The organism is Streptomyces sp. Wb2n-11 (assembly GCF_001049855.1).
Taxonomy (GTDB): domain Bacteria; phylum Actinomycetota; class Actinomycetes; order Streptomycetales; family Streptomycetaceae; genus Streptomyces; species Streptomyces altiplanensis.
The window spans coordinates 955,076-970,989 of the sequence record NZ_CVPB01000001.1; the positions used below are offsets into that span (position 1 = coordinate 955,076).

The 15,914-nt window shown below is 70.9% G+C and carries 14 protein-coding genes; 4 read left to right on the forward strand and 10 right to left on the reverse strand.

Annotated features, from left to right (window positions below):
- The first annotated feature begins 7 nt into the window (after positions 1 to 7).
- Positions 8 to 2,038, forward strand: coding sequence for a pectinesterase family protein (locus BN1555_RS04160; protein WP_093797947.1), 2,031 nt, complete (start codon positions 8 to 10; stop codon positions 2,036 to 2,038).
- A gap of 85 nt (positions 2,039 to 2,123) precedes the next feature.
- On the opposite strand, the gene BN1555_RS04165 is transcribed toward BN1555_RS04160, so the two are convergent.
- The 10 genes from BN1555_RS04165 to BN1555_RS04210 all read right to left on the reverse strand — a co-directional run bounded on the left by BN1555_RS04165 (position 2,124) and on the right by BN1555_RS04210 (position 14,226).
- Positions 2,124 to 3,650 (reverse strand): arabinosylfuranosidase ArfA, encoded by a 1,527-nt coding sequence (locus tag BN1555_RS04165; RefSeq protein ID WP_093797949.1) that lies wholly within the window; start codon positions 3,648 to 3,650, stop codon positions 2,124 to 2,126.
- A 52-nt stretch (positions 3,651 to 3,702) separates the two neighbouring features.
- Positions 3,703 to 4,566, reverse strand: coding sequence for a carbohydrate ABC transporter permease (locus BN1555_RS04170; protein ID WP_093797951.1), 864 nt, complete (start codon positions 4,564 to 4,566; stop codon positions 3,703 to 3,705).
- Positions 4,563 to 5,453 (reverse strand): carbohydrate ABC transporter permease, encoded by an 891-nt coding sequence (locus tag BN1555_RS04175; RefSeq protein ID WP_255306358.1) that lies wholly within the window; start codon positions 5,451 to 5,453, stop codon positions 4,563 to 4,565. The genes BN1555_RS04170 and BN1555_RS04175 overlap by 4 nt, the downstream gene beginning before the upstream one ends.
- Positions 5,454 to 5,527: 74 nt before the next feature.
- The gene (locus tag BN1555_RS04180) at positions 5,528 to 6,865 is read right to left on the reverse strand and encodes an extracellular solute-binding protein (RefSeq protein ID WP_093797955.1); all 1,338 of its coding nucleotides are present in this window, start codon (positions 6,863 to 6,865) and stop codon (positions 5,528 to 5,530) included.
- A 781-nt stretch (positions 6,866 to 7,646) separates the two neighbouring features.
- Positions 7,647 to 8,036, reverse strand: coding sequence for a D-ribose pyranase (gene rbsD / locus BN1555_RS04185; RefSeq protein WP_093797957.1), 390 nt, complete (start codon positions 8,034 to 8,036; stop codon positions 7,647 to 7,649).
- Positions 8,033 to 8,941 (reverse strand): ribokinase, encoded by a 909-nt coding sequence (locus tag BN1555_RS04190; RefSeq protein WP_093797959.1) that lies wholly within the window; start codon positions 8,939 to 8,941, stop codon positions 8,033 to 8,035. The genes rbsD and BN1555_RS04190 overlap by 4 nt, the downstream gene beginning before the upstream one ends.
- 70 nt (positions 8,942 to 9,011) lie before the next feature.
- The gene (locus BN1555_RS04195) at positions 9,012 to 10,970 is read right to left on the reverse strand and encodes an ABC transporter permease/substrate-binding protein (RefSeq protein ID WP_093797961.1); all 1,959 of its coding nucleotides are present in this window, start codon (positions 10,968 to 10,970) and stop codon (positions 9,012 to 9,014) included.
- Positions 10,960 to 12,510: a sugar ABC transporter ATP-binding protein gene (locus tag BN1555_RS04200; RefSeq protein WP_093797963.1), complete on the reverse strand. Its 1,551-nt coding sequence runs from the start codon at positions 12,508 to 12,510 to the stop codon at positions 10,960 to 10,962. Before BN1555_RS04200 ends, BN1555_RS04195 begins: the two co-directional genes overlap by 11 nt.
- Positions 12,507 to 13,541 (reverse strand): LacI family DNA-binding transcriptional regulator, encoded by a 1,035-nt coding sequence (locus tag BN1555_RS04205; protein WP_093797965.1) that lies wholly within the window; start codon positions 13,539 to 13,541, stop codon positions 12,507 to 12,509. Before BN1555_RS04205 ends, BN1555_RS04200 begins: the two co-directional genes overlap by 4 nt.
- Positions 13,542 to 13,755: 214 nt before the next feature.
- Positions 13,756 to 14,226: an ATP-binding protein gene (locus BN1555_RS04210; protein WP_093797967.1), complete on the reverse strand. Its 471-nt coding sequence runs from the start codon at positions 14,224 to 14,226 to the stop codon at positions 13,756 to 13,758.
- Between the two features lie 258 nt (positions 14,227 to 14,484).
- Here BN1555_RS04210 and BN1555_RS04215 point away from each other — a divergent pair, with 258 nt between their 5' ends.
- Genes BN1555_RS04215 through BN1555_RS04225 form a run of 3 tightly spaced genes read left to right on the forward strand, consistent with a single transcriptional unit; the run spans position 14,485 to position 15,892 of the window.
- Positions 14,485 to 15,414, forward strand: a complete 930-nt coding sequence (locus BN1555_RS04215) for a helix-turn-helix domain-containing protein (protein ID WP_093803167.1) — start codon at positions 14,485 to 14,487, stop codon at positions 15,412 to 15,414.
- A complete protein-coding gene (locus BN1555_RS04220; protein WP_093797969.1) occupies positions 15,411 to 15,611 on the forward strand; it encodes a DUF397 domain-containing protein in 201 nt (66 codons plus the stop codon). The genes BN1555_RS04215 and BN1555_RS04220 overlap by 4 nt, the downstream gene beginning before the upstream one ends.
- 38 nt (positions 15,612 to 15,649) lie before the next feature.
- Positions 15,650 to 15,892, forward strand: a complete 243-nt coding sequence (locus tag BN1555_RS04225) for a ScoMcrA-related endonuclease (RefSeq protein ID WP_093797971.1) — start codon at positions 15,650 to 15,652, stop codon at positions 15,890 to 15,892.
- The last annotated feature ends 22 nt before the right edge of the window (positions 15,893 to 15,914 follow it).

The window sequence follows — 15,914 nt, forward strand, 5'->3', positions numbered from 1 at the left end:
AGCCGCAATGACGCACCCTCACAGCAAGCGATCCAGAACCCGGGTCCTCGGCCTGCTCGTGGCACTGGCCGCGGCCGTGGCCGGACTCCCCCCGACGGCGACGGCGGCAGCACCCGCCGGCGCCGCCGGCCCGGCGCCGTCCTCGCACCGCGCCTGGTCCGACACCCCGCACGGCTTCGCGTCCCTCGACGGGGGCACCACCGGCGGGCGGGGCGGCAAGGTCGTCACCGTCAGGAACCAGGCCGACCTGGCCAGGTACGCGGGCGCCGAGGAGCCCTACATCATCCGGGTGGCGGGCACGATCGCCGTCGAACCGTTCGGGTCGGACATCGACGTCGCCTCCGACAAGACCATCGTCGGCGTCGGGAGCACCGCCGAACTCGTCCACGGCGAGCTGCACCTGAACCCCGGCACCCACAACGTCATCATCCGCAACCTCACCATCAGGGACTCCTACGTCGAGGGCGACTGGGACGGCAAGACGACGGACTTCGACGCCATCCAGATGGACTCCGTCCACCACGTCTGGATCGACCACAACCGCTTCACGCACATGGGTGACGGACTGCTCGACGTACGCAAGGACAGTGAGTACATCACCGTCTCGTACAACCGCTTCGACCACCACAACAAGGCGTTCGGGATCGGCTGGACACCCAACGTCAAGACGCAGATCACCATCGACCACAACTGGTTCAGCGGCACCAAGCAGCGCAACCCGTCCGCCGACAACTGCGCCTACGCCCACCTCTACAACAACTACCTGTCCGCGCAGGTGGAGGACGGCGACCCGGTCTTCTCGTACGGGAACTGGGCGCGCGGCAGGACGAAGATGGTCATCGAGAACAGCTACTACGAGGACGTCCAGCACCCCTACCAGGCCGACGCCACGGCGGAACTGGTCCAGCGCGGGTCGGTCACCGAGAACACCACCGGCCGTCACGACGCCTGGGGCACGGCCTTCGAGCCGCGCGACTTCTACCCGTACCGGCTGGACCCGGCGGCGGCCGTCCCGGCGCTGGTGACGAAGTTCTCGGGGCCGCAGAAGTCGATCGGCACGGACACCGTGCTGCGCCTGAAGGCGGACGGCAGCGGCGACTACCCGACCCTGCAGGCCGCCGTCGACGCGGTTCCGGCCCGCAACGACGGCCGGGTGACCCTGTCCCTGGCGCCGGGTACGTACCGGCAGAAGGTGCGCGTCGGCAAGGAGCAGCACCGCATCACCTTCGCCGGCACCGGCAGGCACCGCGACGACACCCTGATCGTCTTCGACACCCCGGCGGGCGAGGCGAAGCCGGGCGGCGGGACCGTCGGGTCCTGGGGCAGTGCCACCGTCGTCGTCGAGGGCGACGACTTCACCGCGCGCAACCTGACCTTCTCCAACGACTTCGACGAGGCGGCCGTCGAGATCAACGGCGAGCAGGCGCTCGCCGTGAAGACCACCGGTGACCGGCTGCTCTTCGAGAACACCGGTTTCCTCGGCAACCAGGACACGCTGATGACCGACACCCCGGTCCTCACCGAGACCGCGCGCGTCTACGTCAGGGACTCGTACATCGAGGGTGACGTCGACTTCATCTACGGACGGGCCACGACCGTCGTCGAACGGTCCGTCATCAGGGCGCTGAGCCGCGGTTCCGCCACCAACAACGGTTACATCACCGCGGCCAGCACCTGGAAGGGCAACCCGTACGGCTTCCTGATCACCCGCAGCAGGATCGTCAGCGACGCACCGGCCCAGTCCTTCCACCTCGGCCGGCCGTGGCACCCCAGTGGGAACCCCGACGCCGTGGGCCAGGTGCTGATCCGCGAGACGGCGCTGCCCGCGGCGGTCAAGTCCGCCCCGTGGACCGACATGAGCGGGTTCCCGTGGCAGGAGGCCCGGTTCAGCGAGTACCGCAACCACGGCCCCGGCGCGGCGGTCACCCCGCAGCGCCCGCAGATGCCCGCCGGCGAGGCGGCCCGCCACCAGGTCTCCGACTACCTGGCGGGCCAGGACGGCTGGGCGCCGCACCGCACCCGCGCGCGTACCGCCTGAGAGGGCTTGAGAGGGTCCGCAAACGCCCGGGCCGGCTCCACGGCGCTCGCCGTGGAGCCGGCCCGGGCCGGTGGTGTTCCCGCCGTCAGACCAGGCGGATCATGTTCCAGGACATCGGCTCCAGGGTGGCGCTCAGCGTGCCGCCCCGCAGCGTCGTTCCCGTGGCCTCGCGCGGAGTGACGCGATCGGGTTCGGCGAGGGTGTTGCGGGCTTCCGGGTCGGTGTCGGCCAGCACGCTGTGTTCGACGACCGAGGCCGGCGACAGTCCGTGCAGGGCCACTTCGAGCGGCAGCGACTCGCTCTGGCTGCGGTTGACCGCGAAGACGGTGACGGCGCCGTCGTCGCCGCGTACCGCCGTGGCGTGCAGCAGGGGCACCTCGCCGTACTTGCGCGTCTCGTACGTGGGTGAGTCGACCCGTACGTCGAGCACGCGGCCCCGCCCGTACCGGGACGCCTGTGCGAACGGGAAGAAGGTGGTCTGCTTCCAGGCCGGTCCGCCGGGCTCGGTCATGATCGGCGCGATGACGTTGACGAGCTGGGCGAGGCAGGCGACCGTCACCCGGTCGGCGTGGCGCAGCAGCGCGATCATCAGGGAGCCGAAGACGACGGCGTCGGTGACGGAGTAGTTGTCCTCCAGCAGCCGAGGCGCCTCGGGCCAGTCGAGCGGTTCGGCGTCGGCCTGCTCCTGGAAGCGCCTCATGTACCAGACGTTCCACTCGTCGAAGGAGAGGTTGATCTTCTTCGACGACTTGAGGCGGGCGCCGACGTGGTCACAGGTGGCGACGACGCTCTCGATGAAGGACTCCATGTCGACGGCGGAGGCGAGGAAGGAGTCCCGGTCGCCGTCCAGCTCCTCGTAGTAGGCGTGCAGCGAGATGTAGTCGACGAGGTCGTACGTCTCGGTCAGTACCGTCGCCTCCCACTCGGCGAACGTCTCCATGGCCCGGCTGGAGCTGCCGCAGGCGACCAGCTCGACGTCCCGGTCGATCTGCCGCATCGCGCGCGCGGTCTCGGCGGCGAGCCGCCCGTACTCGGACGCGGTTTTGTGGCCGGTCTGCCAGGGGCCGTCCATCTCGTTGCCGAGGCACCACAGCCGGATGCCGAAGGGGTCCTTGTCGCCGTGCGCGATGCGGCGCTCGGAAAGTTCGGTGCCGGCCGGGTGGTTGGCGTACTCCTGGAGCTCCAGCGCCTCGGCGACGCCGCGCGTGCCCAGGTTCAGGGCCATCATCGGCTCGGCCTGCGGGCCGATCTTCTTCAGGAAGGCGATGTACTCGCTGAGGCCGAAGCGGTTCGTCTCGGTGGAGCGCCAGGCCAGGTCGAGGCGGCGCGGCCGCTCGTCGGCCGGGCCGACGGAGTCCTCCCACTTGTAGCCGGAGACGAAGTTGCCGCCGGGGTAGCGGACGGCGGTGACGCCCAGTTCGCGGACCAGGCCGAGCACGTCGGCGCGCAGTCCGGCCTCGTCGGCGGTGGGGTGGCCGGGCTCGTAGATGCCGGTGTAGACGCAGCGGCCGAGGTGCTCGACGAACGAGCCGAACAGCCGGGGGTCGACGTCGCCGACGGCGAAGGCCGGGTCGAGGGTGAAGCGGGCGGCGGGGTCCGCGGGGTGGGTCATGCGTGCGGTTCCTTTCATGGCTGTCATGGGGGGCACGGCGCTCATGGCGGCGTTACTGGCCGGCCAGACCGGTGTGGGCGACGCCGCGCACGATCTGGCGCTGGAAGAGCGCGAAGACGATCAGCAGCGGGAGCCCCGCGATGACGACGGAGGCCATCATCTGGGCGTACCGGAGCCCGTAGCTCGACTGGACGTTGACGAGTCCGACGGGGAGGGTCATGCCGCCCGGGTCGGTGGTCACCAGGAACGGCCAGAGGAAGTTGTTCCAGGTGGAGATGAACGTGAAGATCGCGACGGCCGCGAGGACCGGCCGGGACAGCGGCATGACGATGGTCCAGAAGACCCGCCAGCGCCCGGCGCCGTCGACGAAGGCGGCCTCCTCCAGCTCGCGGGGCACGCCGTCGAAGAACTTCACCAGGATGAACACCATGGCGGGTACGGCGACCTGGGGCAGGATCACGCCCCAGTACGTGTCGACGAGGCCGAGCTGGACCATCTCGGCGAAGAGGGGGGCGATCAGCACCTGCGGCGGCACCATGATTCCGGCGAGCACCAGTCCGTAGAGCGCTTTGCGCCCCCGGAAGTCGGTGCGGGAGAAGCCGTAGGCCGCCATCGCGCACAGGACGACGGTCAGCACGGTCGTCATCACCGAGATGTAGACGGAGTTGAACAGCCACTGGGTGAGATCGCCGGACTTCCACACCTGCCGGTAGGCGTCGAAGGTGATGGTCGAGCCGATCCACTCCAGCGGTGTCTTCGTCGTCTCGCCCTCCGGCTTGAGGGAGGTGGCGACGGCCCAGGCGAGCGGCAGCACCCACACCACCACCAGGGCGAGGGCGGCGAGCAGCATCGCGGCGCGGCCCGGGGTCCAGCGGGCCCGGCGGCCCGTGGTGTCGGCCGGGGCGTGGGCGCTCATCGGGCGTTCTCCTCGCGTGTACGCCGGGACAGCCGCAGCTGCACCAGGGAGACGATCAGGATCAGGGCGAAGAAGATGTACGAGACGGCGGACGCGTAGCCGATCCGGTAGCCGGTGAATCCGGCCTGGTAGACGTACTGGAGGATCGGCCGGGTCGAGTCGTCGGGGCCACCGCCGGTCATGATGTAGACCTGGTCGAAGATCTTCAGGGAGGCGAGCACCTGGAGGACGACGACCACGCCCGTGGTGCGGCTCAGCAGGGGCAGGGTGATGTGGCGCAGGCGGTGCCACGCCCCGGCGCCGTCGAGTTCGGCGGCCTCGTAGAGGTGCTGCGGGATGGCCTGGAGCGCGGCGAGGTAGAGCAGGAAGTTGAAGCCGACGGTCCACCACACGGTGGTGAGGACGATGGAGAGCATCGCGTAGCGCTCGTCGGTGAGCCAGCCGATCCCCGGGTTCAGTCCGACGGCGGCGAGTGCCTGGTCGGCGAAGCCGAAGTCGGACGGGAAGATCACCCACAGGAAGAGCAGGCCGACGACTCCGGAGGGCAGCAGGAACGGCGCGAACCAGCTGAGCCGCCACAGCCACTGGACGATCCGGAGGTGGTGGGAGAGCAGGGCGAGGACCAGTCCGGTGACGACCAGGGGCACGGTGGACAGGACCGTGAACCAGACGGTGTTCCAGAGGGAGGACCAGACGTTCGGGTCCTGGAGGGCTTCGGCGTAGTTGTCGAAGCCGACGAACTCGCCGCCCGTACCGGCGATGTTGTCGCTGCTCAGGCTCATGCCGATGCCGGAGAGCAGCGGCCACACCAGGAAGAGGCCGTAGAAGAGGAGGAAGGGCGCGACGAAGACGAGCCCGTGCTCGCTCCAGTGGCGGCGTACGGTCATGGGCCTGGTGGCGGGCTCCGTCGCGGGGGTCCGCGCTCCGGCGGCCGGTGGCACGGTGGCCGGGTGGGTCACGCTCATGCCGCGCCTCCGAAGGGGTTGGGGGTCTCCAGCAGGGTGCGGACCCTGGCCTTGGCCTCGGTCAGGGCGTTCTCGGGCGTGCGCGATCCGGTGAGGACGCCGGAGAAGACGGCGCCGAGTTCGATCCACATCATGGAGGCCGAGCCGGCGAACCAGGCGGGCTCGTCGAGTACCACGTCGTCCACCACCGACCGGTAGGCGGACTGCGGGGTGAGCTTCAGGTAGTCCGGCCTCTCCAGGGTCGGCAGGTAGGCGGGTACGTGGCCGCCCTTGGCCCACTCGACGGTGTTCTTGAGCATCCAGGCGACGAAGGCGTGCGCCGCCTCGTTGGTCTTCCCGCCGCGCTCCTTCTGGTGGGGCAGGACGAAGGCGTGGCAGTCGGCCTGTGCGGTGGGGCGGCCGAAGAGGTTCGGCACGCGGGTCATCGAGAACGGCAGCCTGGTGGTGAGGAAGGAGCTGATCTCCCATTCGCCGTTGAGGTAGAAGCCGGTCTTCGCGTTGTTGAAGACGCCGATGGCGCCCGCGTAGTCGACCCGGCGGACGGCGAGGCCCTCCTCGACGAGCATGCGCATGTACTTCAGCGCGGTCAGCGCCTTGGCGTCGTCGACGGCGAGGGACTTCCCGTCGGGCGACAGCATGGTGCCGCCCAGCTGGGAGTAGAAGGTGGAGAAGAGCCGCCAGGGGCCGATGCAGTCGGCGCCGAGCGTCTCGGTGACCAGGGCCGGCTGCCCGGTGACCTTCTTGACGGCGCGCAGCGCGGCGGTGAACTGTTCGGCTCCCTCGATGGGCCGGAGGGTCTTGTCGGCGGCGAGCAGTCCGGCCTTCTCGCAGACCTCGGTGTTGTAGAAGAGCACCATGGGGTGGGTGTCGAGCGGGATCGCGTACTGCTTGCCGTCGACCGCGCCGCGCCGCCAGATGCCCTCGGGGAAGTCGTCCGCGTGGACGCCGTGCTCGGCCAGCAGGTCGAGGTCGAAGGGGTCGAGCAGCTTTCCGGGTCCGAAACCGGCGAGGCGGGCGAGGTGGAGCGCGGCGACTTCGGGGGCCCGGCCGCCCGCGCCCGCCATGCCGAGTTTGGTGTAGTAGGGGGCGCCCCACTGGAGGGTGGCGGATTCCAGGGCGATGTCCGGGTGCTCGGCCCGGAAGGCGTCGAGCATCACCTGCATGTTGACGCCGTCGCCGCCGCCGAAGAGGTGCCAGTAGCGGAGCCTGGTCTTTCCGTCGGCGACCGCCTGTGGCGCGGCGCATCCTGTCGCACCGGCCGCGAGAGTGCCGGCTGCGGCCAGTCCGCCTATCCCGGCAAGCACATTCCTGCGGCTCAGGAAAGGTCGTGCCATCCCCACCCCTAGTGTTCGGTATTTCGAATGGTGCTCGTAACTTCGAACGGGACCGTAGATTCAAACACCACGCACGTCAATGGAGTCGCACGGATTTTCTTCAAATCTCCGGACGTCGTTCGAAATTACGAACAATCGGCCGCGGTGCCCGCGGTGCGGGGAGGGTGTCTACGGCGCCGCCGTCGCGGACCTTGCCGGAGGCACGTCGTAAGGCCGCGGTGAGCAGGGGGGAATCGGCAGTCGGCGCCGTGGGGCGGAGAGGCCGGGAAAGGCCGCTGGCTGCGCCACGCCCGCCCGACGGCGGAGGACCCGGTGAAGGCGGACAGGAACCCGGGCAGCTGAAGTGCGTCGACGGCCGCGGCGCCGAAACAGCTCAGGGCCGGCCGCGGCACGAGAACGGCGAGGGATCCCAGAGCGAGGGCTGCGGCTCTCCCGGGCGAGCCGCGTGCCGGTGGACGAGCAGCGAGATCCGGGCGGGAGCGGGAAGCCGTACGGGGATGAGGCTCCCCCAGCAGGCCGGACAGCCACTCGCCCACCACGTCGTCGGGGACGACATGCCGATCGCCTCGGCGGAGGCGGGCAACCCGCTCGGCCGCGACCTCCGCGGCGCGCGGCACAGATGCCGGGCCTGCCTTCGTCGCGGAGGCGCCCTGGTGCTCGCCGGCTCTCCTGTGGCAGACGGGGCAGCCGTCCGGAACACCAAACCCCGGCCGGGCATGGGGAACAGGGACGCCGAGGGCCCGGGCCGGGGTGGAATCCCCCGCGCCCGCGCCCGCGCCCGTCAGAAGAAGACCCCGCAGCGCAGCAGTACGTTCGCGTACGGCCGCGCCTCCCCGGTCCGTACGATCAGGCGGGCCCCCGCCGACAGCGCCTTGAGTTCGTCGTGCGGGACCAGGGTCAGGTCCGGCAGACAGTTCTCCAGCAGCCGCGCCGCCGCCGGGTTCGCCTCCCGTACCTCGTGCGCGGCCGTCGCGCCCTCGATCACCAGCTCGGCCAGCAGCCCTTCCAGTACGTCGGCGAAGGACGGTATCCCGGCCCGGAAGGCCAGATCGACGACGCGCGGACCGGCCGGGACGGGCATGCCCGCGTCGCAGACGAGGACCCCGTCGCCGTGGCCCAGTTCGGCCAGCGCCCCCGCCAGATGGCGGTTCAGAATGCCGGTCCTCTTCACAGCGCGGAGACCTCCTCGGCGGTCGGGAAGGACGCCTGCGCGCCCTCTCCGGTGACGGCGGCAGCGCCCACCCGTACCGCGAAGGCGGCGGCCTGGGCGAGGCCCTCGCCCAGGCTGAGCCTCCAGGCCAGGGCCGCGGTGAACGCGTCACCGGCACCGGTGGTGTCGACGGCGTCGACCCGGGGGCTCGGGACCCGTACGGCGGAAGCGTCCGTACCGCCCTCGGCGACCAGCGCGCCCTCCGCGCCCAGCGTGACGACCACCGACCGCGGGCCGAGCGCGAGCAGCGCCCGCGCCCAGTCCTCGGGGTCGCGCCCCGCCGCGTCGCCGAGCACGAACCTGGCCTCGTGCTCGTTGACGACCAGCGGATCGCAGGCGGCGAGCACGTCCGGGGGCAGCGGCGCGGGCGGCGACGGGTTCAGTACGAACCGGGCGCCGCCCGCCCGCGTACGCACCACCTCGGCCACGGTCTCCAGGGGGATCTCCAGCTGTGCCGAGACGACCCGGGCACCGGCGAGGAGTTCCCCGGCGGCGCGGACGTCCCCGGGGGTCAGCCGGGCGTTGGCGCCGGGCGAGACGACGATGCTGTTGTCGCCCGACGGGTCCACGGTGATCAGCGCGACCCCGGTGGGCGCCCCGCCGACCAGGACACCACCGGTTTCCACACCGGCCGCGCGCTGCGATTCCAGCAGCAGCCGCCCGTGGGCGTCGTCGCCGACCCGGGCGAGCAGCGCGGTCCTGGCACCGAGGCGGGCGGCGGCGACGGCCTGGTTGGCGCCCTTGCCGCCGGGGTGGACGGCCAGGTCGGAGCCGAGCACGGTCTCACCGGGCGCGGGGCGGCGCTCGACGCCGATCACCAGGTCGGCGTTGGCCGACCCCACGACCAGCAGGTCGTAGTCGTTCATGCTCTCCTGCTTTCGCTGTTCGTCGCGGTCACGGTCGCGATCGCGGTCGACCTCACCCTCACCGTCACCGTCATGAGAAGTCGGCGACGTTCTTCTCCGTCACGACCTTGACCGGCACCTTGACCATGCTGTCGATCTTCTTGCCCCGCGCGGCCTCGACCGCGTTCCGGACTGCTATCTTCCCGAGTTCCCTGGGCTGCTGGGCCACGGAGGCGTAGAGCGTGCCGGCCTCGACCGCCTTGAGGCCGTCCGGCGTCCCGTCGAACCCGACGACGTCCACGGACTTGCCCGCCCTGCCGCCGAGCGCCTTGGCCGCGCCGAGCGCCATCTCGTCGTTCTCGGCGAAGACGCCGGTGATCCTGGGGTGGGACTGGAGCAGGTTGGTCATGACGTCCAGGCCCTTGGTGCGGTCGAAGTCGGCCGGCTGGGTGGCGACCACCTTGATTCCCGGGTACGCCTGGAGCCCCTCGGCGAAGCCCTTGCCGCGCTCGCGGCTGGCGGAGGTGCCCGCCGTGCCCTGGAGGACGACGATCTCGCCCTTGCCGCCGAGCTTCTCGGCCAGCGCCTTCGCCGCGAGCCTGCCGCCCGCGACGTTGTCGGAGGCGACGAGCGTGGCGGTGTCCGCCTTGTTGACGCCACGGTCGGCGGCGACCACCGGGATGCCGGCCTTGTTGGCCGCCCGCACGGCGGGGCCCGCCGCGTCGGAGTCGACCGGATTGACGATGATCGACTTCACGCCCTCGCCGGTGAAGTTCTGGAGCTGGTTGGCCTGCTGGGAGGCGTCGTTCTGCGCGTCCGTCACCGTGAGGTCGATGCCCGCCTCCCCGGCCTCCGCCTGCGCGCCCTCCTTCATCTGTACGAAGAAGGGGTTGTTGAGGGTGGAGAGCGACATGCTGACCTTGGTGACCGTACCGGTGGAGCCGGAGTTGAAGAACGACATGGTGCCGACGACGGCGGCCACGCACACGGCGGCGACCGCGAGTTTCGCCGCGCCCTTGCGGCCGGACCCGGACGCACCGGCCCCGGACGAGGCCGCGGGGGCCGCCGATCCGCCGCCGGCCCGGCGCCGCAGCGTGTCCAGCAGGACCGCGAGCGCGATCACGACACCGATGACGACCTGCTGCCAGAAGGCCGAGACGGACAGCAGGTTGAGGCCGTTGCGGAGCACGGCGAGTATGAGCGCGCCGATCAGCGTGCCGGACGCCTTGCCGACGCCGCCCGCCAGGCTGGCGCCGCCGATGACGACCGCGGCGATCGCGTCGAGTTCGTACCCCTGCGCGGCCTGCGGCTGCGCGGAGACCAGGCGGGAGGCCAGGACGATGCCCGCGACGGCGGCGAAGAGGCCGGACAGGGCGTAGATGACGAGCTTCTGCCGCTTGACGCGCAGTCCGGAGAGCCGGGCCGCTTCCTCGTTGCCGCCGATCGCGTACATCGAGCGTCCGATGTACGTACGGCCGAGGACGAGCGCGGTCACGAGTCCCATCACGACCATCACGAGGACCGGCACCGGCAGCCAGCCGCCGAGCGTGTCGCCCAGCACCGACACCGGCTCGGGGAAGGCGATCGGGCTGCCCTGCGAGATGACCAGGGACAGTCCGCGGCCGATCGAGAGCATGGCCAGCGTGGCGATGAACGGCGGGAGTTTGCCGTACGAGACGAGGGCGCCGTTGACGAGGCCGCAGGCGATGCCCGTGGCGACGGCGAGGATCACCGCGATCCACACCGGGACGCCCTCGGACGTGGCCGTCCAGGCGAGCACGGTCGCCGAGAGCGCCGCCACCGACCCGACGGACAGGTCGATGCCCGCCGAGACGATGACGAAGGTGACGCCGAACGCGAGGATCGCGGTGACGGCGGCCTGCACCCCCACGTTGAGCAGGTTCTGGGTGGTGAGGAAGTCGCCGGAGAGCAGCGACATCGCCGCCACCAGGACCACCAGGGCGCTCAGCGCGCCGTTGTCGAGCAGGACGCGGCGGACCGTACTCGCGGCGCTCGCGCCCGTGTTGCTCTTGAGCGTGTCAGTGGCCACGGGGGCCCTCCACTTCGTTCTTCGCTGCGTTCGGGTTCGGGGCGCCGGCCGCCGGGGCGCTGACGGCGAGCGCCATCACCGCGTCCTGGGTCGCAGCGCGTGCCGGGAGTTCGCCGGCGATCCGGCCCTGGGCCATGACCAGCACCCGGTCGCTCATGCCGAGGACCTCGGGCAGGTCGCTGGAGATCATCAGGACGGCGTGCCCGGAGGCGGTCAGTTCGTTGATCAGCTGGTAGATCTCGACCTTGGCGCCGACGTCGATGCCACGGGTCGGCTCGTCGAGGATCAGCACCTTCGTGTCGGCGAGCAGCCACTTCCCGATGACGACCTTCTGCTGGTTGCCGCCGGAGAGGGTGCGGACGTGCTGGCCGAGTCCCGCCATCCGTACGCCGAGCTGTTCGGCGATCCGGGCGGCGGCCGTGCGCTGCCCCTTGAGGTCCACGAGGCCGGCGCGGGTGGCCGAACGCAGCGTGACCAGGCCGAGGTTCTCCTCCACGGAGGCGTCGAGCACCAGGCCCTGGCCCTTGCGGTCCTCGGGCACGAGGCCGATCCCGGCGCCCATGGCGGCGTTCACGTCGCCCTTGGCCAGCCGCTCGCCACGCACCTCGACGCTCCCGGCGTCGTAGGGGTCGGCGCCGAAGACGGCGCGTACGACCTCGGTGCGTCCGGCGCCGACGAGCCCGGCGAGTCCGACGACCTCACCGGCGTGCACGTCGAAGCCGACGTCGTGGAACACACCGTCGCGGGTCAGCCCGCGCACGGAGAGCAGCGGCTCTCCCGTTTCCGGGCGTTCGCGCGGGTACTGCTGCTCGATGCTGCGCCCGACCATCAGCCGTACGAGCTCGGCCTCGGGCGTGGAGGCGGGCACCTGGTCGATGCTGCGGCCGTCGCGCAGGACGGTGACGCGGTCGCCGAGGGCCGCGATCTCCTCCAGGTGGTGCGTGATGAAGACGATGCCCACCCCGTCCTCGCGCAGTTGCCGCACGATCCGGAAGAGCTTGTCCACTTCCTCGCTGGTCAGTACGGCGGTCGGCTCGTCCATGATCAGGACGCGCGCGTCCAGGCTCAGCGCCTTGGCGATCTCCACCATCTGGAGCCGGGCGATGCCCAGTTCGCGCACCTTGGCCTTCGACGAGACCCGCACGCCGACCCGCTTCAGCAGCTCCTCCGCGTCGGCCTCCATCCGCCTGCGGTCGATCATCCCGAAGCGCCGGGGCTGGCGGCCGAGGAAGATGTTCTCGGCCACGGTGAGCTCGGGCACCAGGTTGAACTCCTGGTAGATGGTGGCGATGCCGAGCCGCTCGGCGTCCTGCGCCCCGTGGATGCGGACCTCGCGCCCGTCGACCAGGACCCGTCCGCTGTCCGGGCGGTAGGCACCGGACAGCATCTTGATCAGCGTGCTCTTGCCCGCCCCGTTCTCGCCGAGCAGGACGTGCACTTCGCCGCGCCGCAGGTCGAAGTCGACGGAGTCGAGCGCGACCACACCGGGGAAGGTCTTGCGTATGCCTTCGATGCGCAGCAACTCTCCTGGGCTGCTCACAGGTTGCTCCTCTGGCTCTCGTGCGGAGAATGCGAAGACCGCTCCTCGCCGCAGGACCGGCGTACGACGAGCCGGGCGGGAAGCGTGACGGACTGCGGCGGCCGGCCCTCGATGAGGTCGACCAGGGCCCGTACGGCGGCCCGGCCCAGCTCGCCGGTCGGCTGGGCGATCGCCGTGATCGGCGGATCGGTGTGGACGAACCACGGGATGTCGTCGAAGGCGGCGAGCCCGATGTCCTGCGGGACCCGCAGACCGCGCTCGCGGATCGCGTCCAGCGCGCCGAGCGCCATCAGGTTGTCGGCGGCGAAGACGACGTCGGGCGGCTCGGGCAGGGAGAGGAAGCGCGCGGTGGCGCGCCGTCCGCTGGCCGCCTGGAAGTCGCCCTGGCCGATGCAGGCGTCGGGCAACGGCAGTCCGTGCTCGCGCAGCGCCTCGCGGAACGCCTCGACGCGCTCACTGCCGGTGGTGGTGGCCGCAGGACCGGCGATGATCGCCAGCCTGCGGTGGCCGAGGCGGTGGAGGTGGCCGACGAGGTCGCGTACGGCGGGGCAGCCGTCGGCGCGCACGACCGGCACGTCCACACCCGGAATCCAGCGGTCGACGAAGACCATGGGGGTACCGCCGCGCGCGGCGTCGAGTATCTGCGGGGAGCCGCCGTCGGTGGGCGACACGAGGAGCCCGTCGATCCGGCGGTCGAGGAGCGTACGGACGTGGTGGTCCTGCAACTCGGGCCGCTCGTCGGCGTTTCCGATGATGACGCTGTAGCCGAGCGCGCGCGCCGCCTCCTCGACGGAGCGGGCGAGCGCGGTGAAGTACGGGTTGAGCACGTCGCTGATGACGAGCCCGAGGGTGCGCGTCTGGTCGGTGCGCAGCGACCGGGCCACGGCGTTGGGCCGGTAGCCGAGCGCGTCGACGGCGGCGAGGACGCGGGCCCGCGCGTCGGGGCTGACGGACGGGTGGCTGTTGAGGACGCGCGAGACCGTGGCGACGGACACTCCCGCCTCGGCCGCGACATCTTTGATGCTCGCCACTACCGGACCACCTCCTTGTGGTTTCGGTGAACCTCGGTTCCGGGGGCCGCAGACAGGGTCCGTCCCTCATGGAATCGATTACACGCCTGATTGGAAACGATTACATGCACCGGAAGCAATACCTCCACCCCACAGCGAGACCGGATCGTGACCGACTGCCGCTCAGATGAGCACCTCACCTCACCGCGCCGGACCCGGCCCCGCGAACGTGCGGTCAGCCGACCAGCCCCACGACCGCCCAGGCGGTCTTCGCACCGGCCGGTTCGGGGACGAAGCCCCAGTTGACGGAGAGGGCGGAGACGAGGAGGAGTCCCCGGCCCTGCGCGTCGTCGCCGTCGGCGGGGACATCGGCGGGGGCGGCCCCGGAAAGCGGCAGGAGATCGCCACGGGGGTCCGTGACGTCGATCCGCAGTACGGACGCCCTGGGTGTGACCGGCACAAGGGCGAGTCCCAGCCGGAACCCGCGTCCGGGCACGCGGCCGTGCAGGACGGCGTTCGCGGCGAGCTCCGCGACGACCAGCTCGGCGGCCCGTACGCAGTCGTTGTCCGGCGGCCACCCCCACGCGTCGAGCCGCTGCACGGCAAGCAGCCGCGCGAGGCGGGCGCCGCGTCGGGTGGCACCGAGCAGTTGCGTGAACCGCTGGGCGGAGACGGCTGTTCGAGCCGTGGTGATCCTGGAGTTCATGCGGCTCAGCGTGGCCGGACCGGGGATCCCCCGGCCAGGGGACGGGGTGGTACGGGAGGCACGCGTACCGGCGTGGAGCACCGCGCGTACCACCGGTCGGGCACGGGTGGGCCGACGGTGCACGTGGGGGTGATCTCCACCCTTTGCTCACTGTGCGTGTGCGATCGCTCGTACTCTGGTGACGACAGCGGGCGGTACGGCGGGGTGGCGTACCGGCCGGGGCGAGGATTGGTCGGGGCGGGTCGGACGGTGGACGCGATGGCGGCAGCGGATGCGCGGGCAGTGGTGGAAAGCCGGGATGCGGAGACGGGGGACGACCGGCTGCGGCCCGGCCCCGCACCCGCCGACGAGGAGCACGGGGACGACGGGGACGGTGGCGGGGACCTGTTCCGGACGATCGGCCGCCAGGTGCGGCTGCTGCGGGAGCGGGCGGGGTGGACGCAGCGGGAGCTGGGCGAACGCCTCGGATACGGGGAGGACCTGATCTCCTCCCTGGAACGCGGCAGGCGGACACCGCAACCGGAGTTCCTGCGGGCGGCGGACGGCGTTCTCGGTGCGGGCGGGCTGCTGCGGGCTGCGGAGGAGGACGTCGTACGGGCGAAGGCTCGGGCCCGGGTGCGGCATCCGGCCTGGTTCCGGGACTATGCGCGGCTGGAGCGCCAGGCTGTCGAGCTCTGCTACTACAGCAACCACACGATTCCGGGCCTGCTGCAGACCGAGGAGCACGCGCGTGCTCTCTACATCATGCGGAAGCCGCTTCTGGACGAGGAAACGATCGAGCAGCGGGTGGCCGCACGGCTCGCTCGGCAGGAGATTCTGACCACTTGGCCGGTTCCGATGGTGAGTTGCGTCATCGAGGAAACCGTCCTTCGACGACCCATCGGTGACTGGGCCACACACGCAGGACAGTTGGAAGCGCTACTCCGGCTCGGTGCTCTGCGCAGCATGGAACTGCAGGTGATGCCGACGGACCGGCGTGAACACGCCGGCATGGGTGGCCCGTTCATTCTGCTGACCCCGAAAGGCAAAGCACAGGTGGCGTACCTGGAGGTCCAGAACTCCAGCCAGCTGATCACCGACGCTGAGGAAGTTCGCATTCTGGCTGCACGGTACGGCAGTATCCGGTCTCAGGCCCTCACACCACGTGAGTCCTTGGCCTTGATTGAGAGCTTGCAGGGAGAGCGATGAACACCGACGCACACGGCACGGAAGAACTCGCTTGGTCCAAGAGCAGCTACAGCAGCAACGAAGGCGGCGAATGCGTGGAGGTCGCGGTGTGCGCCGGCGCCGTTCACGTCCGCGACTCCAAGGACCCGGCCAGTGCGCAACTCACGGTGGCGGGGGCCTCGTGGACCGACTTCGTGCGCTTCGCCGCCCAGGCGTAGATTCCCCCCTGTCAGCGGCGCCGTCTACTGTTCAACGCATGGCGCTGACGGACATAACCACCACCGAGATCCTGTGCGCGATCGAAGAGTTCGACCGCGTGGGGCGGGAGTCCTTCCTCCACGGCCGCTTCCGCCCGGCACGCCGGTACCTGCTGGCGCACAACGGCAGGCAGTACGGCTCGAAGGCGATCGTCGGAGTCGCGCACGGCGAACGCCCCCGGCTCGACCGGCTCTCCGCCGCCCGGGTGCCGCAGACCGTCGGTCACGGAGCGGCACTGTGACGGCGGGAGGGACGCACCGGAT